This window comes from Pseudoalteromonas sp. J2K-J031 (genome assembly GCF_058197095.2).
In genome coordinates, this window is the sequence record NZ_CM200279.1 from 1,475,642 (window position 1) to 1,494,974 (window position 19,333).

The 19,333-nt window shown below is 42.1% G+C and carries 16 protein-coding genes and 1 tRNA gene; 7 read left to right on the forward strand and 10 right to left on the reverse strand.

What is annotated here, in order from left to right; genetic code table 11:
• The gene (locus AC3KZC_RS06955; protein ID WP_490576752.1) at nucleotides 1-3,570 is read left to right on the forward strand and encodes a conjugal transfer protein TraG N-terminal domain-containing protein; all 3,570 of its coding nucleotides are present in this window, start codon (nucleotides 1-3) and stop codon (nucleotides 3,568-3,570) included.
• A 32-nt stretch (nucleotides 3,571-3,602) separates the two neighbouring features.
• Here AC3KZC_RS06955 and eexS read toward each other — a convergent pair whose 3' ends face one another.
• The 7 genes from eexS to AC3KZC_RS06990 are packed head-to-tail and all read right to left on the reverse strand — an operon-like array spanning nucleotide 3,603 to nucleotide 7,272.
• Nucleotides 3,603-4,034, reverse strand: coding sequence for an entry exclusion protein EexS (eexS, locus tag AC3KZC_RS06960; protein WP_490576753.1), 432 nt, complete (start codon nucleotides 4,032-4,034; stop codon nucleotides 3,603-3,605).
• 57 nt (nucleotides 4,035-4,091) lie between these two features.
• Nucleotides 4,092-4,625, reverse strand: a complete 534-nt coding sequence (locus AC3KZC_RS06965; RefSeq protein ID WP_490576754.1) for a FlhC family transcriptional regulator — start codon at nucleotides 4,623-4,625, stop codon at nucleotides 4,092-4,094.
• Nucleotides 4,622-4,921 carry a flagellar transcriptional regulator FlhD gene (locus AC3KZC_RS06970; protein ID WP_490576755.1) on the reverse strand — a complete coding sequence of 100 codons (300 nt, stop codon included), beginning with the start codon at nucleotides 4,919-4,921 and terminating at the stop codon, nucleotides 4,622-4,624. Before AC3KZC_RS06970 ends, AC3KZC_RS06965 begins: the two co-directional genes overlap by 4 nt.
• Nucleotides 4,918-5,466, reverse strand: a complete 549-nt coding sequence (locus AC3KZC_RS06975; RefSeq protein WP_490576756.1) for a lytic transglycosylase domain-containing protein — start codon at nucleotides 5,464-5,466, stop codon at nucleotides 4,918-4,920. Before AC3KZC_RS06975 ends, AC3KZC_RS06970 begins: the two co-directional genes overlap by 4 nt.
• Entirely contained in the window at nucleotides 5,453-6,115 is a 663-nt protein-coding gene (locus AC3KZC_RS06980) for a DUF6475 domain-containing protein (RefSeq protein WP_490576757.1), read from the reverse strand. Before AC3KZC_RS06980 ends, AC3KZC_RS06975 begins: the two co-directional genes overlap by 14 nt.
• Nucleotides 6,102-6,971, reverse strand: a complete 870-nt coding sequence (locus AC3KZC_RS06985) for a hypothetical protein (protein WP_490576758.1) — start codon at nucleotides 6,969-6,971, stop codon at nucleotides 6,102-6,104. The genes AC3KZC_RS06980 and AC3KZC_RS06985 overlap by 14 nt, the downstream gene beginning before the upstream one ends.
• A gap of 55 nt (nucleotides 6,972-7,026) precedes the next feature.
• Nucleotides 7,027-7,272 carry a helix-turn-helix domain-containing protein gene (locus tag AC3KZC_RS06990; RefSeq protein WP_490576759.1) on the reverse strand — a complete coding sequence of 82 codons (246 nt, stop codon included), beginning with the start codon at nucleotides 7,270-7,272 and terminating at the stop codon, nucleotides 7,027-7,029.
• A gap of 123 nt (nucleotides 7,273-7,395) precedes the next feature.
• On the opposite strand from AC3KZC_RS06990, the gene AC3KZC_RS06995 reads away from it, so the two are divergent.
• A complete protein-coding gene (locus tag AC3KZC_RS06995) occupies nucleotides 7,396-8,043 on the forward strand; it encodes a LexA family protein (RefSeq protein WP_490576760.1) in 648 nt (215 codons plus the stop codon).
• 734 nt (nucleotides 8,044-8,777) lie between these two features.
• Here the strand turns inward: AC3KZC_RS06995 and AC3KZC_RS07000 are convergent.
• Nucleotides 8,778-8,854: transfer RNA gene (locus AC3KZC_RS07000), tRNA-Pro, on the reverse strand.
• 240 nt (nucleotides 8,855-9,094) lie between these two features.
• Entirely contained in the window at nucleotides 9,095-9,724 is a 630-nt protein-coding gene (locus AC3KZC_RS07005) for an arylesterase (RefSeq protein ID WP_490576761.1), read from the reverse strand.
• Here AC3KZC_RS07005 and AC3KZC_RS07010 point away from each other — a divergent pair, their 5' ends adjacent.
• Both AC3KZC_RS07010 and AC3KZC_RS07015 read left to right on the forward strand, forming a co-directional pair.
• On the forward strand, nucleotides 9,725-10,438 hold the full coding sequence (locus AC3KZC_RS07010; protein ID WP_490576762.1) for an ABC transporter ATP-binding protein: 714 nt from the start codon (nucleotides 9,725-9,727) through the stop codon (nucleotides 10,436-10,438).
• Nucleotides 10,428-12,929 (forward strand): ABC transporter permease, encoded by a 2,502-nt coding sequence (locus AC3KZC_RS07015; RefSeq protein ID WP_490576763.1) that lies wholly within the window; start codon nucleotides 10,428-10,430, stop codon nucleotides 12,927-12,929. The genes AC3KZC_RS07010 and AC3KZC_RS07015 overlap by 11 nt, the downstream gene beginning before the upstream one ends.
• A gap of 369 nt (nucleotides 12,930-13,298) precedes the next feature.
• On the opposite strand, the gene AC3KZC_RS07020 is transcribed toward AC3KZC_RS07015, so the two are convergent.
• Nucleotides 13,299-14,321, reverse strand: coding sequence for a LacI family DNA-binding transcriptional regulator (locus tag AC3KZC_RS07020; protein ID WP_490576764.1), 1,023 nt, complete (start codon nucleotides 14,319-14,321; stop codon nucleotides 13,299-13,301).
• A 347-nt stretch (nucleotides 14,322-14,668) separates the two neighbouring features.
• On the opposite strand from AC3KZC_RS07020, the gene pgi reads away from it, so the two are divergent.
• The 3 genes from pgi to pgl all read left to right on the forward strand — a co-directional run bounded on the left by pgi (nucleotide 14,669) and on the right by pgl (nucleotide 18,993).
• The gene (pgi, locus tag AC3KZC_RS07025; protein ID WP_490576765.1) at nucleotides 14,669-16,315 is read left to right on the forward strand and encodes a glucose-6-phosphate isomerase; all 1,647 of its coding nucleotides are present in this window, start codon (nucleotides 14,669-14,671) and stop codon (nucleotides 16,313-16,315) included.
• A gap of 499 nt (nucleotides 16,316-16,814) precedes the next feature.
• Entirely contained in the window at nucleotides 16,815-18,284 is a 1,470-nt protein-coding gene (gene zwf, locus AC3KZC_RS07030) for a glucose-6-phosphate dehydrogenase (RefSeq protein ID WP_490576766.1), read from the forward strand.
• A 1-nt stretch (nucleotide 18,285) separates the two neighbouring features.
• Entirely contained in the window at nucleotides 18,286-18,993 is a 708-nt protein-coding gene (gene pgl / locus AC3KZC_RS07035) for a 6-phosphogluconolactonase (protein WP_490576767.1), read from the forward strand.
• Nucleotides 18,994-19,333 lie beyond the last annotated feature (340 nt).

The window sequence follows — 19,333 nt, forward strand, 5'->3', positions numbered from 1 at the left end:
ATGTGGGAAATCTATTCCATCGGGGATTCGGCTTTTTTAGAGCAGGTCCTGAACGCTGTCGCGATGATCACTGGTACAGGCGATTTTACTTCAATGGTTCGCATTGGCTTGCTCATTGGGGTATTGATAGTCTCTGTCCAGGCCTTAATGCAAGGCGGTCGTGGGATTAACTTTCAACACGTTTTAGTCTCATGGCTAGTCTTTGCAACCATGTTTGGACCCAGTACCCGAGTGAGCATTGAGGATGCGTACACGGGACAAGTTCGAGTGGTTGATAATGTGCCCATCGGTGTTGCTGCCGCAGGCAGTACGATTTCGACTGTTGGCTTTCAAATCACGCGATTGTTTGAAACGGCGTTCTCAACTCCCGCCATGACGGAATACGGCTTTGCATCCAGTTTACAGTCCCTGATTAAAGTGAGAAAACAGGTGATGGATCGCTCTGGGTTGGGTGATGCAAATCGTGTTGGTGGCTCAGATATCGAGCAATCGTGGTTTAACTACATCAAAGAATGCACCTTGATTGGCATCGACATCGGCCAAAAGAACCTAGATCAGGTGCTGAGTGATCCTAACCCGATGACTGCGATTAGGTTTGATTCGCGCATATATGGCACACGCATCATGCTCAGTGGTAGCAGTAGCGATCTGGACTGCACCGATGCCTATAGCCAACTGAAACTCATGACAGAATCAACCTTCATTCCAAGGCTTAAACAGGTTCTGTCAGCCTCATTGGGGACTTCGTCAGCAACGGATACTGATGACGTGATCCGAAATGCACTGAATAACCTTGGTTTGGCTTCAGTAAACACCCAAGAGTACATTACCGCGTCGGTGCTTTTGCCTATTTATGAGCAAAGCGTGACGGGCAAGTATATGGATGATCAAGCTTTCACAGCAGCCGTGATGGTTAACCAAGCGATTGAGCAGCGCAATACGCAATGGGCGGCGGAGCAGACCCTGTTCCAAAGTATCGTTCGTCCGATGATGACGTTTTTTGAGGGTTTCATTTACGCCATCACCCCATTGATGGCCTTTGTGATTGCTCTTGGCCAAATCGGGATGCGAATGGCCGGGAAGTACTTGTTAATCCTGCTTTGGATTCAACTTTGGATGCCTGTCATGGCCATCATTAACCTATATATCCATTTAACTGTTGCTGGGAAAATGTCGGCTCTTGATGCCTTTGCAGGTACAGAAGTGCCATCTTTTGCTGGGATGATGCAGATGGATTCAGTGCTGCAAACCTGGATAGCTACTGGCGGCATGTTGGCGTCGAGTGTTCCGGCGATTTCGCTCATGCTCGTGTATGGCTCAGCAATAACCGCTACCCACTTGGCTGGACGTCTTCAAAACGGTGATGCAATTGATGAAAAGATGGCAAGTCCAGATGTCGCGAAAAATGCCCCGGTGATGCAATCACAGTCAATGTTCCAAAATTCAGCCCTCACTGGTTCTGCTATGACCGGCGCGTCAAACCTACTTAGCAGTTTCTCTGTCGGAAATGCGGTGGGTTCAATGGTCGGCTCTGCAAAAGAATCCATGACTCAGGCAACTCAAGCCTTTAGCCGTCAGGTTGGCAATACCATGAGTCGAACTTTTGGTGAAAAGCTAAGTTACGACAACCTTTCTTCAGTTGGACGTCAAATCGGTTCTTCTAATTCCGCATCTAGCGCCGTTGTTAATCAGGTCACTGATGACCTTCAAACACGGTATGGTTTCGGAGACGATAAAAAAGACGCTGTACGTGGCTTGGTATCGGGCGTGCTATCGGGAGGCCTAAGGGTCGGTGGCGATGGAACTATTAGTAATCCCGGTGAGAAAGAAGTTGCTGACAAGGGTTTTCTTGGAAGGCTTCTTGGTACTGGCGGCAATGATTCTCCACAGGGCAACTTGCCAGGAGTCGATAAGCCAGACTCATCTCGTGTACCAAAACTATCAAGGGTACGAGCAGGCTTAGATTTAGGTGGTAACTTTAGTGGCCAAGTTGAGTCATCAGAGGGCAGTTCTCGATCTACGACCGCAAATACGCTCACTGGGGAGATGCAAAGCTTGGCATCAAGTGATTCACGACGTGCTGAGTTTCGCGATGCGATGGTTAAGGACCTTTCAGATTCAAGACGCTCTGGCGTTGAGATGTCGTTGTCTAATCAAGACTATCAGTCACTTCAGAGTTCAGCACAAGACGTTATCACGGCATCAAACCGCTTTAGTGAGCTTGATCAGGCCAGCTACAGTCTATCAGGACAAAGGAACACGGATGGTGCGACGTTAACTCGATTGGCAGCGGATAATCCTGAAGTCATGGATTATTTAGGTCGCTATATGAACCAGCATGTTGAAGCAGGTAACCGATTACGTGAAAACCTTCCAATGTATCAGCGCTTGCTACCTGATGATAATCAGGCGTATGTGGCCGCAGCTGTGGAGTCTTTAACCTATAGCAACTCCTCGACGCCCGCTGAACGAGACAATGACTATCAAGCAGCAATGACTGTTATGGCCATGGCTACCGGAGCCGATTTACGATCTATTCAGCCACGCTCTAATGAAGGCTTGTCATCAGCTGCACCTACTTTTGGTGGCACTCAAAGCCAAGTTGAATCCGGTGTTCTGGGAGGCTATGAGGATGCTGCAACAGTTCAAACGCAGTTCAATTCGGCTCAATCTGCTTACCAAACCAATCTGTCTGGTGTAGATGGACAGCTGAATGCGCATCAGCAACAAGCCCAGCAGGCCGTAGCTTCTGACACAAGTACTTATCAATCTGGACTAAACAGTGAAGCTGGCTCTCAGTGGCGATCTCGCATTATGGCTGATGATAGCGGAGTCTCTGGTGCCGAAATGTTCTTCAACAGCGCCAGTGCTATTGGTGATTTCAGTGGCAAGCATACTGATGCAGCACTGCATACCTTGAATCATTTTGGCGAAGACTATGAGAGTTACAAGGAGCAAGCCCTTGCAGAACCTGGCTCACGAGGTTTCTTGCACAATGCAACGGTGGCCAGCAAATCAACATGGGATGGGTTAAAAGCAGCCGTTGATGCCGGAACCTCTTTGGAAAATCCTTTGACGGCGTTTAATGATACATACAGTGGATCGAGTTCGCAGTATGCCTCCGAAGTTAACTGGGGCACTAAGTCTGAAGCCATGTTGGCTGGGGCATTCGGTGCGGCAGTTAACAATCGATACGGTGAGTTCTTAGAACAGTACGCCGATGATTTTAAACAGGAAGCATACAGCGAAGGGCAGAGAATGGGATTGACCCCGATTCAAAGTCAAGTGTTCGCTCAAGCTTTCAATGAAGGTTTGGCGGGGCGCGTATTCAACTCTGAAGACTCATCGAGTTGGTCGCCTGAAATGCTAGGTCTAAGGGAGCAAATGCTAAATGAGTATCGTCAAAAGGATGAGAGTGGCGCTTACATTCCTGACAGTGTGTCCGAAGAAGATAAAGCCTTTGTGGATAAGCAGATAACATTGATCTCAAATGCATCGCTTGCGGGAGATTATGCTAAGAACAACTTGATCGATATTAGGGCTTATAACCAGGCATCAGGAAGGAACTGAAAATAGAAGGTAGCCAGCTTGTGGTTGGCTGGCTATTTTTTTGGCTTTTTGGGATACCTTGGATAAAAGCCATCAAAAAACGAATGGAGCTTATACCAATACCATTTTTCTTCAATGCTCAAAGTTCTACCCGAATCTTTAACTTGGCTACTCAAGAATCTAATTCCAGTACAAATAGCTAAGAAAAAGAGTCCCAAACCAACAATTGTCCAACTCGCTTTCCAATATGCGATTGCTACAAGCATAGTGATTATGGCTATAAGTCCGATGGGATTACAGGTCGCTTTGAATCCCAAGTAGCTGAAAAAAACGGCGGTGCAGAACAGAAATGGCAAAGCCGCTAACTTGGCAGATGCCGTTAATATTTCTGATGGAAAGAAATGAGCCGCAGCCAAAGTCGCCAGAAAAAGCCCCAGTGATATAAACCAGCAGCGTGCTGGTAAAGATTTAAGTAAGTTTGTCATCTTCTTAGTACTCTCAAAGTGCGCGGGCGGTGCACAATCAAATCATGCATCAATATGTTAGTTCTCAAAAAGTGCTCTAGTGGTTTGCTCGGCCATAATCTCACAAACAGGGCATTTAAGTTGAATGCGCTGTTGAGATACCGTCAAATACAGACTACCGCATCGACACCGATTTAAGGTTGCAAGCTTCGATCTAAGATCGCGAGCTAGAACCCATCCTTCATTAATAGTCAACTTCTTCCAAGGTATCTCAGTAGGAAGTTCGGCCTCTTGTCTTGCAACCGAATAAGCATCGTAAGCTTTCATCAAGGCATCAATATTTAATTTTTTGTAGACACTATCGCCACCAATATTGACATAGATCGCCATCAACAAGGACCCTTCAACCAGTGATCTTCTAGTTTTCACGATGGCATCAGACTCAGGCAATTGACCTGGACAAGGTGACTTGCCGGTCACTTCTTTGTGAAGCCTTCTGATAGTGTGGATTGGCAAACCAGTATCGAGCGCGATAATCGTTGTCCGAAATCCATATTTAATAAGTAGTGAGGCTCGGGTAAACAGCTCACTTTTATATAGGTTATCAATCATGCATCCCCCTTGTTATTTAAGGTTGATAATAGATAAGCGATTCTTGGGATACCTGTACCTTTGCTCTTAACCATCTCAATCAGTAGGCTTTGGTTTCCCCTTGGTTGAAATAGCATGAATGATGAGGTTGCAACTCGTTGAAGGTCGTCAACACCTGCATTAATAAGTGATTCAACCACGTCGCGTGTAAGTCCAAAGCGTAATACAGCCTCTTGTGGATCAATTCGCGCTAATTCACGTGCTGCGTGAAGATACGCCAAATTTAATTGATAGAAGTCTTGTTGATTGTTAGTCATTGATGGGCCTCCAGTTCATGTAAAATATTGCGATAAATAGAAAGTACTCTTTGCCCATACCAGCGTGCCCGTTCTTCGTTCCAGCTGTGGTAGCGGCCTATGCCAAGCTCTAAATCGTTTGGTGAAGACTTAATCGCTTCGGCCAAAATACTGGAGCCGACCGTAAGGTTGGTGATTGGGTCTAACAGTTCGGACGCTGAGTTCACCCGATGCCCATGCCAATACAAATTGATTTGCATAAGGCCGATATCGAGCTGGTATTTTTTATTCTCTTGCAGAGCTTGATTTAAGAGTTGCTCAGCTTCTGTCTTAGATTTGGCGTAGGTTGCATTTGAACCATTGCGAATTGCGTATGGCCATGGGCTGGTCATGTTAAGACCTCGATGTGAGGCTGACTCAGCCAAGGCAACGGCGTAGAGTATGACTGGATCAATCCCAACACTTCGTGCTGCTTTTTCCCACTGATAGCCTGGAAACGCATAGATTGAAGTGCTTGCGGACATGGCTATCACTAGGGCAATGGTTTTTGCTTTAATCGTTTTCATTTTTGTCCTCTAATTGATTTTCGAGAAGCGCTTGTATGGCTTTCGGGCTTATTCTTTTTAAAGGCACTGCGCTGAAGTTGGTGATGCCTCTCGTGTAAACTTGTGCCGCTTTTGCCCAGTCACCCACGGCAACAGGCTCTCGCATATCAAATCCTTTTTGCAGGTTCTGATGGTCTGCAATACCCGGTAATAGCCTTGGGTATTCACCCACTTTGTCATGCAGCAAGTAAGCCTGGTAGCGTGTTAAAAACTCTTTTTGCTTGAAGGGATATTCCCTGTCATCAACTTTGCAGAGTTCAACCCACCCACCCATGTCTGAAATCACTCGGTGGATAAGCGCATCGTCAAACATCACTGATGTCCAAGCGCCAACCTGACGAACAGCATTGTCAACTTTGTTCCAAGCAACCATGGCTGTTGAGCCAGAGTTGCCGTCGATATGCTTGATGACGTCAGCGGGCTTCGGGAAAAATTGCCCAGTATCCGGTGATTGAATATGCCGAGTCAGACCGATTCTCACTGCTTCAATGCTATAAGCACGAAGGGCTTCAAATGCGATGGATAGCAATTGCGGTGATACGCTTTTGCCATACATGGCCCAAGCTGCTCCCCAAACCTCAGCAAACTCGCGTTTATCAACCTCCTGCACTTGAACGAACCTCCCGAATACCTTGTCTGGCCCAGCTTTCAGCAATGCGACGATTGCTTTCTTCAATATTCAATTGGTGATTGCTTCCCTTTAGGCTCGTCGATGTTTGCTGTACTTCATCAATGCGAACGTACTCGTCTTCCCATTGCCGGTTTAAAAGCCAGTTATATGGCATAGGGGTCTTAGTCCGATCTTGATACTGCAATCGGTTGTCTCGTTGCTCTTTCCAGCGTGTTAGCACTTCCAAGGCGAGTTCATGGTCTTCATTAAGGCCCATGCGTACCCATTCTTCTTTGGCTTTCGCTTTTTTCTCTTTGCGTATTTGTACATCCCAGAAGTCTTCAAACTGTATGTGTTCAACAGTTTTAACTGTTAGTTTATTGTTTCTCTCAGAGTCATCCGACCGTTGAGAGTCCCTAAAAGGGCTGCCATCAGGCATAAACAATGATGAAAATTCTTCAGGAAGCCGAGCTTGAAAAGCGGCAAGAGACTTCAAGAGCGATGCCATGCCAACGAAGTCGACAGGTACATCTTTAAGCAACCGAAAGGCTGCCTTACCTTGGTTTGGGTTTTCGATTGGGTTGTGCTTCAGAAAGCTCCGAATCAAAGTCCAACCAGATTCCTCGCAACGAATGAGGAACAGATCTTGTTCTAACTCACTTAAAGCCTTGGCAACGCGTTGCTCATCCCAGTTCAAGTCAGAAGCAACGTAACCAATCGGCAGTCGAAAACAGCCAAGCAAATTACAATGTGGGCATGTAAGCAAATACAGTCCTAGCAACTTCGCTGAGTCACTCCAGGATAAAACGTTTTGTTTTAGCCAAAAGCGGGTATAGACCTTCCCATAATCACGCATGGAGAAACTCGCTTTTGTGTTTACGTAAAATGCAGACCATTACTTGCCCTTAATCCTACTGGTTACTGGCTTTTTGTTCGCTTGGGCATTCGGGGTAGATGTCCGGTCTTAACTGAGATCGGGTTACCTGTCCTTGCGTAGCTTGTTCGATGGGTAAAACGAATTCAGCAGGAACACGCCCAGACTTATTCAACCAAAACCAAACGTTTTGCTGTTTTGAGTTGATGGCTCGCGCTAGTGCTGATTGCCCGCCGACCAAGTCAATGGCACGGCGGAGATGTTTTTGTGTAGTGTTTAACACTTCCATACCATCTCCTGTTACAATAATAAGTGTTACAAAATTTAATGTTACAGTTTTAACTGTTATCTAGTCAACAGTTAAAATTGTTGAAAAGTTACAGTTTTATTTGTAGAATATAATCGTATGAAAATTTTATCTGAACGGCTAAACCATGCATTACACCTCACTGGAGTTACTCAGTCTGAGCTGGCACGCCGCATTGGTATCAAACAGCAGTCGATTAGTCAGATTTGTTCTGGAAAATCGGCTAGGTCTCGTTACACCATGCAAATTGCTGAGGCGCTTAGAGTCAATGCTCATTGGCTTGCAACAGGTGATGGTGATATTGGATTAGGGGTTAGTAATGTTGAATTAGGGCCTGACATCAAAGGAAATATTCCTCTTATTAATTGGGTGCAGGCTGGTTGCTGGACTGAAATTGCGGAGGGATTTGCTAATGAAGATGCAGAGGAGTGGCGAGAAGTCACTGGGAAAGTTCATGAGGGTTGTTTCGCACTCCGTGTAAAAGGCGATAGCATGGAAAATCCAAGCGGCAAAAAATCAATACCAGAAGGTGCTGTTATAGTTGTAGATCCTGATGCTCCTTACTCATCTGGTTCGTTGGTTGTGGCGCGGCTTGACGATTCAAGAGAAGCAACCTTTAAACAATTAGTCTTAGATGGTGATCAAAAATATTTAAAGCCTCTGAATCCTCAATATCCAGCTATTCCTATAAATGGTAACTGTACTATAATTGGGGTAGTTAAACAGGCGATTATCGATTTTTTTTGAGTGGTGGGAACACTAACCGTATTTTACATAACATTTAGAATTAAAACGTCTTTTTTTGAATATATTAAAGTGTAGGTACTCGTGTATGACGCCAATTTAAATTATGAAGTATTCATTTTTAAATCAATGGCTTATACTGCAAAATCGGATTCCTCCGTCACCGCCATCTTATTAATAAAGACGTCTAAGGCGTTCTTTATGCTTAGAAATAATAAAAAATCAATAAGTTATTTCCATTTATGTCCATTTATGTCCATTTATGTCCATTTATGTCCATTTATGTCCATTCGACAGCGCTACGGCAAACCTTTTTAAGTTAACTGCAAAAACCCAAACCATCGAATGGTAAATCACTTCGTATATCTGATGGAGAGGACCTGCATCTGCATGTCAACACTACAGGATACGCTTTTGGGAGTTTAAATATACCAGAGCTTTTTTGGATGAAATTTTGAGGGATTTCTTATGTTGAAATTACTCTAAGACAAGCTCTCTATTTTATTGATGCTTTTAAATGGTGGGTTAAGCAATATTTCTGTTTTTCAGTAAGTGTCTGTGTTTCAAGCTTTTTTTAGATGTGATCGTATTGAAATTCTAAATGTTGAGTTTATGGGTCTTTTTACCAGATTGGCTCTTGATAAGATAAAGAATATAGTCAACTCTGCGGTCAACATAGCGTAATTGAATTTAGCGACAGGTAAAATAGCTTTTTTGGAAGGCTGATTTTTAGGAATTGGTCGGCATAGCAGGATTCGAACCTGCGACCCCTTCACCCCCAGCGAAGTGCGCTACCAAGCTGCGCTATATGCCGACGACCGAAGCCAATACTACTCAATTTTATATAAAAATCAATACGCTTAAAATCGTTTGCTTAAAAACCATCCAAGCATGTCAATATGATGCTCATTTACGCCACTTATTTATCTATCAATGCATCGCCAATTAACCAAATTAACCTTAAAGTAATGTTAAAACGTTTTAAATAGCCACAGCAAAAGAGCAGAAAAAGTTGCAGTAGTACTGATCTGCTACTTTGTATAGTTTTTTTACGCTAAAAGGTCGTTTCTGCTAGCCAATCAGTGATCTCTTTGGCCATGAAATCCCGTATTATTGGTTGGGCTTGCAGATTTGGGTGTAAATTATCGTTTTGAATGAGCTCAGGATTTCCGGCTACTGCAAGCATAAAAAATGGCATGAGTTTGGTATTTGTTTTTTCCGCTGTTTCGCTAAAAACAGCCGTGAACATGGCAGTATATCGGGGGCCAAGATTAGGCGGAATTTGTATTTCCATGACCGCTACATGCGCACCAGTTGCTTGGCTTGTTGTAACGAGTTGGGTTAAGTCTTGTTTAAGTTGTTTGATTGGAAAGCCACGCAGGCCGTCATTTGCTCCAAGCTCAATTAAAACGTGGCTTGGGCTATAACGCTTAAGGTGTTCTGCTAAAGTTAGCAAGGCGTTGCCAGTTGTCTGGCCGCTGACACTGACATTAATTAATTCAATAGCGTGTTGCTCTTGGTCAAACTTATTTTGTAACAAATTGACCCAGCCTTCTGATTGTTTTAGGCCATAGGCGGCACTTAAACTATCACCCACAATTAAAATTGTTTGCTTTGCTGATACACCTAAAGGTGTGAGAATGAAAATAAATAAGATAAATAAACGGATCATTGTAGGAGTCATATGTCAGTGCTTTCTCAACTTAATGTAATTCAGGTCAATGGATTAGCTAAAACAGTTTCCACCTTAGAAGGGGATTTAGCCATCCTCAAGGACATCAGCTTTAATGTCAAGTCTGGTGATTCAGTAGCAATAGTCGGTGCATCAGGCTCGGGTAAATCCACTTTATTGAGTTTATTGGCAGGACTGGATGTCGCCAGCCACGGTGAAATATATTTAGATGGTGAGCCGCTCCATACCTTAGATGAAGAAGCGCGAGCAGCGTTGCGGGCACAAAAAATTGGTTTTGTATTTCAATCATTTATGTTGGTACAAAGTTTAACAGCTCTTGAAAATGTGATGTTACCCGCTGAGCTTGCCGGAAAGTCTAACGCCAAAGAACAAGCCCTAGCGTTGCTTGAAAAAGTAGGGTTGTCACATCGTATTGGCCATTATCCATCGCAATTATCAGGCGGTGAGCAACAACGTGTGGCGATTGCGCGTGCGTTTGTTGGTGGGCCTAAAATTTTATTTGCTGATGAACCTTCAGCAAATCTAGATAGTAAAAATGGCCAATTAATTGAAAAGCTATTATTTGAGTTAAATGAGCAAAATGGCACAACCTTAGTTTTAGTGACGCACGATGAGCATTTGGCGCAAAAGTGCCACCATATTTTGCATATAGAAGGCGGTGAGCTTGAAAAACTAACTCAAGGAGTGCGCGCTCATGTGGGTTAAACTCGCCCTAAAATTATTTATGCGTGAACTAAAACGCGGTGAACTCACCATTATTAGTGCTGCTATCGCTTTGGCGGTACTTACGGTATTTACTTTATCAGCCGTAACTGACCGTATTCGGCTCAATATTGAGCAAAAATCAACGGAATTTATTGCAGCAGACCGTCGTTTAGATAGCAACCATGCTATAGACGCTGCTTTTTTAAGTGAGGCGCAGCAGCGCGGGCTGAAAACTGCAGAGCTTACTTACTTCGATACCATGTTGTTTGCTAACGATGATATGTTGTTGGTTTCGGTCAAAGCCGCAGCTTCTAGCTATCCATTACGAGGCAAAGTAATTATAAAAGACACCTTAGAAGGCGAGCCACTTGAAGTAAGTTCAGGCCCTGCAGAAGGTGAGGTTTGGTTAAGCGAATCGATTTTTTATAGCATGAAGTTGCAAGTGGGTGATGAGGTTGAAATTGGGGCTGGTCGTTTTGTGGTTTCGCATGTGTTGGTACGCGAGCCTGATGGCGCACTATTTTCCTTTACAGGTAATCGTCGCATCATTATTAATCAAAATGACATTGCGGCGACGAAAGTGATTCAGCCCGGAAGCCGGGTCTTTTATCGTTTCTTGTTTGCTGGTGATGAAACTACACTGAGTGATTATTACAGCTGGTTAAAACCACAATTAAAAGATAATCAAACCTGGGAGGGCATTAAAGATCGCCAATCACCATTAGGTGATAATTTAACGCGTTCAAGCCAATTTCTACTTATTGCCGGTTTGTTAGGCATTATTTTAGCCGCAGTGGCAATGGCGGTTTCGGCTAAACGCTATTGCGAGCGCCAATACGATCCTGTGGCTATGATGAAAACCTTGGGTGGGTCACGCAGTACTATTCGTAAAATGTATCTCTTACATTTGAGCCTGATCTGCTTTTTTTCAATCAGTTTAGGATTGCTAATAGGCTTTGGCCTGCAAACACTTGGTGCAGATTACCTAGCTCAATCGATGGGAACAACGTTACCAAGTGCAGGTTGGAAACCTTGGTTTATGGCGATTTTTATTGGGGCAGTATGTGCGGTGATGTTTGCGCTAAAACCATTACTCGATTTATTTGATATTCCACCACTTCGAGTGCTGCGCCGTAATTTAGGTGATACGCTGGCAATTGGTCGTATGCACATGGCAATGTCGGCATTAACTGTATTTGGCTTAATGTGGCTTTTTAGCGGCAATTTAAAAGTGAGTGTGATTTTGTATGGCGCATCTGCGTTAGTTGTTGCTGTTTTGTTTGGGATCTCACGGCTTATTTTTGGCGGCGGTCGTCGTTTAGGTTTAAGCCCTGCTAACAGCTGGTCATTGGCTTTGGCAACGATTCAAAAGCGGGCTAACGCCAATGCAATCCAACTGATTAGTTTTGCGTTAGCAATTAAATTAATGCTGCTATTGGTGGTTTTAAAAAATGACATGATTGCAGATTGGCAAGCACAAGTACCACAAAATGCACCGAATGCTTTTTTAATCAATATTGCTAAAGACGAAGTCGCCCCTATTTCGGCCTATTTTGAGCAACACGGTATTGAAGCCAGCGAGTTTTATCCGGTGATCCGTGGTCGTGTTCAATCATTAAATAATGAAAAGTATGCCCGTGATGTCTCTTTACAAGAAGGTGAGAAAAAAGATGAAGATGCCAAACAAGGGGTTGGGCGTGAGCTCAATTTAACGTGGGCACAGGCAATGCCAACCACCAATAATTTAGTAGAGGGTGAGTGGTTTAATAATGATGGCACTGCACAAGTGTCGGTTGAGCAAGATATGGCCAAAGGATTGAACATTAAGCTTGGTGATGAACTGACATTATTGATTAATAATCAAGAAGTCAGCGCAAGAGTCACTAGTTTTAGAAAAGTTGACTGGGGTAGTATGCAGCCTAACTTTTTTATGATTTTAAACCCTGAGGCGTTGGAACACTTTCCAGCCACTTATTTTACCGCATCCCATGTCAGCAAGGATCAAAACAAAGTATTTAACCAATTGTTGATGCAATATCCGACGGTTAGCGTAGTTGATATTCAAGATAGATTATTACAAGCCCAATCTATTATTAATCAAGTATCGCTTGCGATTGGTTTTGTTTTGGCCATTGTGGTGCTGTGCGGTACCTTGGTTCTGATTTCACAAGTGCAAGCAAGCTTGGCCGAACGAATGCAAGAAATTGTAATTTTAAGAACTTTAGGTGCACGCGGCCGTTTAATTAAGCAAGCAACGTTATATGAGTTTTTATTACTGGGTTTAATTGCTGGATTAGTGGCTGCGATTGTGAGCGATGTCACGCTTTTAATTATTCAGCAGCAAGTATTTGAATTATCAGGTAGGTTGCACCCTAAAATTTGGTTATTTGGCCCGCTATCGGGTGGCGTGTTTGTTGCATTAGTCGGTTACGGCATGGTGGCAAAAACCATGCGCCAAAATACTCAAGGTTTGTTACGGGCACTTAATTAATTGAGCGACTAGGTTCTAAATTAAAAAAGGTGAGTAAGGTAATGCCATTTGTTTAAAAGCATCTTGCATTATAACTATAGCTACAAAGGGATTTTATTACCTTGTACCTTACTCATCATAGGATACATAATTCGATTTTTTGTTAAAATTAGCCGTTATCTCTAGGGGATCAGTAAATATAGTTTTTAGGCGGTGCATCAGAGTTGTGTTTTTACAAAATTTGGCGGTGATAGTACACACTCTAAGTAAACTCAATCATAAAAAATCGGCTCTAACAGATATTAGAGCCGATCCTGAAGCCTTTGAAAGTTCGATTAACTGCTTAAAACGATAGGTATTAATCGATAAGTGGCTTTTTTATATTAATTTTTATTCTAATGTCCCTGTGCTGTCGCGGATAACGAGCTCTGGTGTAAACATTTTACGTAACTCTTTGGGTTTATTTCGGGTGCCGCGGGTTTTGGTAAATAATAACTGAGCAGCATGCTGGGCAATTGTTTCAATCGATTGGTGTGCGGTTGTCAGTTTTGGCCAAGTTTGACGCGAGAAGGGGTTATCCTCAAATCCAGCAATTGAAAGTTGCTGCGGAATTTTTATTGTCATGAGTCGGGCTGCGAAGAGCGCACCCGCTGCAATTTCATCGTTACAGGCGAAGATTGCGGTTACTGATTTATTCTCGCTTAATAAGGCTTTTGCGTTATTAACACCGGATTCGAATGAGTAATGACCATCAATTATTAATGATTCGTCAATTTTAATATTATTGCTTGATAGTGCTTCTTTATAGCCTGCTAGGCGCTCAAGAGTTGATTTATGCTCTTTATCACCTGATAAAAAGGCAATGTTGCGGTGTCCCAGTGAAATTAAGTGCTCGGTAATTGCAAACGATGCATCTCGGTCATTCACAAAAATACAGTCAGTTTGTGTTTCTTCTGTTTGGCAACCAGATAAAACACGTACGTAGTTTACTTCTAGTTTATCGAGTGCTTCGATTACATCTTCACGTTCAGACAAAGGCGGTGTTAAAATTAAGCCAGAAATCCGCGCTCGGGTTACCATGGTGGTTAATTCTTCTAACATATTTTCATCTTTGCCAGAACAAGGGTGAATGAGCAGCTCATAACCTTCGTCTTTACAGCGCGATAGAATTCCTTTTTGCATATCAAGGACGTAATAAGCATTTGGATTATCATAAACTAAACCGACGGTAAACGATTTGGTACCTGCTAAACTGCGAGCTGCAAGGTTGGGTTGGTATTTTAATTCGTTGACCGCTTTCATGACTTCATCGTAGGTTTTTTTACGAACAGATGGTTCATTGTTCATTACACGTGAAACGGTTTTCATTGATACGCCAGCTAATTTTGCGACGTCATTAATCGTTACTTTCATATTGTTATTCTATAGTGGAATACAGCTTAAAATATCTGACTGGATCATTGCAAAAATAGACCCTGTCGCGATCCCTTTAATTCATTTAATCTTGATGTTTAACATTTATTTTTACATCAATTAAATTGTTTTAACCTAGTCTATCTAACTTCTGCCAAAGATAGCAGAAAATATTTATTCAATTATGCATGACAACGGTGTCAAATATTTATTCAGGCATATTGACAGCGTTGTCATTTTTACTTATTGTTAACTTCTATCAAATAAAGCCATTCTATTAATGAGGATGGTGAGCAGTTTAGTAGTTAATTTTGCGTTTGGGTAAATTTAACTTTTGAGGAATTATTATGATTAACCGTTCTGCATTGCCAAGTTGGCAATCATTACAATCGCTAGCAAGCAGCATTGAGGGTGTTCATTTAAAACAGCTTTTTGCCGATGATGCTGAGCGTTTTGACCGCTATTCAATCTCGATTGATCGGTTATTATTTGATTACTCAAAAAACTTAATTACACCTGAAATACACAGCCAGCTTTTAGCGTTAGCCCAAGAGGTTAATCTTGTTGACTGGCGTGAAAAAATGTTTCGTGGTGACAAAATTAACGTTACTGAAAACCGCTCAGTATTGCATACCGCATTACGCCAACGCGCTGATAACGCATTTATGCTTGATGGTGAAAACATCAATGACGCGGTTCATACTGAATTAAATAAAATGAGCGCTTTTGTTGAAAAAGTACGTTCAGGTACATGGCTGGGCTTTGATAATCAAGCTATCACTGATGTAGTCAGTATCGGAGTCGGTGGTTCTAATTTGGGACCGCAAATGGCGACCGAGGCACTAAAGCCTTATGCAGATAACAGATTAAATGTGCATTATGTCTCTAATGCTGATGGCGTTCAAATTCATCAAGTACTAAGAGCATTAAATCCGGCTACAACTTTGTTTGTTGTTTCTTCAAAAACGTTTACCACATCAGAAACAATGACCAATGCACGCACTGCATTGGCATGGCTCAATAGTGCAACTAGTTCCGAAGGTGCAGTAGCCAAACATTTTGTGGCCGTGAGTTCAAACCTAACTAAAACGGCTGAGTTTGGTATTGATAGCGCTAATGTATTTGCAATGTGGGACTGGGTAGGGGGGCGTTTTTCGCTTTGGTCTGCTATTGGTTTACCTATCGCATTGTATTTGGGATTTGACACTTTTACCGAGTTGTTAGCTGGCGCAGCTGAGGCAGATGAGCACTTTTTAACAGCAGAGTTGGGGCAAAATATTCCAGTTATTATGGCACTGTTAAGTGTTTGGAATACCACCTTTTTAGGTGCAAAAGCACAAGCTATTTTACCGTATGACCAAACGATGCACATGCTACCTGCGTATTTACAGCAAGCAGAAATGGAGAGTAACGGTAAATCAGTCACATTTGCAGGTGAGTCAGTTGATTACACGACAGTTCCATTAATTTGGGGTATGACTGGTATTAATGGGCAACATGCTTTTTACCAATACCTGCATCAAGGTACAACAATTGTACCTGCTGATTTTATCGGTTCGATTCAACCAAGTGTTGCAATCGGCGATCATCATCAAATTCTAATGTCTAATTTCTTTGCTCAAACGCAAGCTTTAATGAATGGCGTTGATGCAACAGAGGTAAGAGCTGCTCTTGAAAAGAAAGGGCTTACTGATTTAGAAATAGATGATTTAGTGGCGCATAAAGTACATCAAGGAAATCGCCCGACTACGTCTATTATTTTAGATAAGATTGATGCCAGAGGCTTGGGTCGTTTAATCGCATTTTATGAACATAAAATATTTTGCCAAGGTATCTTGCTTGAAATTTGCTCTTTTGATCAATGGGGCGTGGAGCTTGGTAAAGGCTTAGCAAGTAATATTGAAGCTGAACTTAAAAATAGTAACTCAGTAGTTGCACATGATAGTTCAACTAATGGCTTAATTAATTATTTTAAGCAAAAACGGACAAACTAGAATTTAATTAATCACTGCTGTGATTAATGATGAGTAGCGCTGGCCTACTCGAAGAGTACTTAGCACACTGGGTATTCTTCGAGAGCCATTTTACTCAAACCAAATACCTTTGAACGGGTAGCGCTGAGTACTTTGGACCTGTAATTTTGTGAGAGGAGTTACAGCGTCCCAAGACTCATTACCTTCCCTTGGTAAACGAACCTTTGAGCGGGTAGCGCGGGTGTCTTAGAGTCTTGCAATTTGTGAGAGGGTTGCAGACTCTTAGCCCCTTATCCCGAAGAACTGAATTAAAGCAAGATGTTTTAATTGCCTCCTTAGTGTGCTTTTGGCATATTTGTCATCTTTAAATTGATACTTGCATACGAATTCATAATAAAAGCTTTTAAATAATCAGCAATTTATTAAAGCAATTACCAATTAAACGATACTATTATCCTCAGCACGACAGTAAAATGTGACCAGACTTAGAGCCCTCGCTCCTAATAAAAGAGAGTTAATTATGCTAAACCCATTTGATATTATTATTTTTGGTGGTGGTGGTGATTTATCATTACGAAAACTCCTACCTGCATGGTATCGCGCTTATCAAGAAGGCAATTTGCCAGCTGGTAGCCGCATTATGCCCACAGTAAGAGAACTAGCAGATCGTGCCGATTTTATTGCAAAGGTAGACAGCGCGCTGCAAGCCCATTTAAGTGCAGGTGAATATAATAAAAAAGATTGGGCTATTTTTGCTGAATTTATTCATCCGATAGCGATTAATGTCACTGAAATTGATGAAAACTGGACTTTGTTAAAAGAGCGCCTTGAGGCAGAAGCCGCTGATCGTTCTCGCGTATTTTATTTATCATTACCGCCAGCAGTGTATGGCCGTTGCTGCGAGTTGTTGTCGCAGATGGAGCTTATCACGGAGACTTCTCGTGTTGTGGTTGAAAAACCTATAGGTTACTGCGGTTTTTCTGCTGAAGAAATTAACTCTCAAGTTGCTCTGTATTTTAAAGAAGAGCAAATCTTCCGTATCGATCATTATTTAGGAAAAGAAACAGTACAGAATTTAATGGCATTACGTTTTTCTAACGTGCTGTTTGAAAATTTATGGGACGCTAAAACAATTGATAATATTCAAATTAGTATCTCAGAAACTGTAGGTTTAGAAACACGCGCTGGATTTTATGATAAAGCGGGTGCGTTGCGCGATATGGTTCAAAACCATTTACTCCAATTGTTGTGTTTAGTTGCGATGGAGTCACCGCATAAACTAAATGCAAATAGTATTCGTGCTGAAAAATTAAAAGTACTTGAAGCCCTTCGACCGATAGTAGGTAAAGAAGTAAAGGCTAATATTGTGCGTGGACAATATGTACCCGGAACAATGAACGGCAAAGTCGTACCTGGTTATTTAGAAGAATTAGGTGATAACTCAACGACTGAAACATTTGTGGCCATTCGTGCTCATATTGATAACTGGCGTTGGGCGGGTGTCCCTTTTTACCTTAGAACGGGTAAGCGTTTGAAAAAGCGTTGTGCAGAAATCGTTGTTGAATATAAATCGGTTTCGCATAATGTATACGAGCAAAATGTAGGGCCAATCCAGCCAAACCGTTTAGTGATTCAAATTCAACCAGAGGAAAGCATTCAACTTACGTTGATGTCAAAACGCCTCGATAGCCTTGAAATGCAACTAGAGCCTGTAACCTTAAACATTGAACTAGCTGAAGATTATAGCAATAACTATCAAGGTGATGCGTATAAGCGTTTAATGCTTGATGCCGCCGCTAATAATCCAGCACTCTTTATTCATCGTGATGAAGTGCGTCAAGCTTGGAAGTGGATTGATCCGATTGTTGAACAATGGCAAAAGTCAGGTGTACCAGCGCTGTATCGCGCAGGTTCTTGGGGGCCAATTGATGCCGATGAGCTATTAGCTGAGCGCAACCACACATGGTACAACGCTGGGGATAATATATAAAATGGCAATTATCGAAAAATTTTTTGATTCAAAAGAAGCGCTTAATGCTGAATTATCAGCGTCATTAGAAAAGTCATTAGTCGCTGGAATTGATTCGGATGGTCGCGCGACATTATTAGTATCAGGTGGTTCTTCACCTGCACCGGCATATAAGCATTTATCTGGTTTAGCGTTACCTTGGCACAATATTGATGTGGCGATGGTTGATGAGCGTTGGGTTGATGCAACTCATGAAAAAAGTAATGAAGCATTTATTAAAGATACTTTATTACAAGGTTATGCCAAAAAAGCTAACTTTATCACCATGAAAAACAGTGCTGTGTCAGCTAAAGAGGGGGCAGTGCAGTGCGAAGCTCAATACCAAAAGCTAAAACAACCTTTTGACGTCACTATTTTAGGGATGGGACCTGATGGCCACACTGCATCATTGTTTCCTCATGCTGATGGGTTAGAGCATGGTTTAACGACTGAACAATTAGTGTGTGCGATTAACGCGACTAAAAGTGATGTGACTGGTGATATTACTGAGCGTATGACACTGAGTTTACAGGGGATATTAAATTCTAAGGTCATTAAACTGTTGATCAGTGGTCAAGAGAAACGCGATGTTTATCTTAAAGCGAAAGAAAAAGCAGATATTTACTCAACTCCAGTAAGTGCTGTGTTACATCAAGATAAAGTCATAGTAGAGGTATATTGGGCACCTTAAGGTGCCTACACTGCCTATTGCGATTTAAAAGCGGTTTTCTAGGCATTTGTGTTTTTTTAGCCGCTTATCAGTCAAATTTTTTATTGCAGATTAGATAAATTCTCTCTTAATCCTTCATTTCTTAAATATTAAAACGTTTCTCCTTACGTTTGAAATGTGTATCAAAGTTAAATATCTGGTGTAAAAATCAGCCCTTTTTCGTGAAATAAGGCATCTGTTATATATCACTAACTCACTTATTGCAGAGATGATTAATTTACTAAACATATTAAAAGTTCTAAAGCTGCGTATTATCTTAAAATTTAATGTGTTTACTACTGGATTTTAAAGGAAGGAGTGT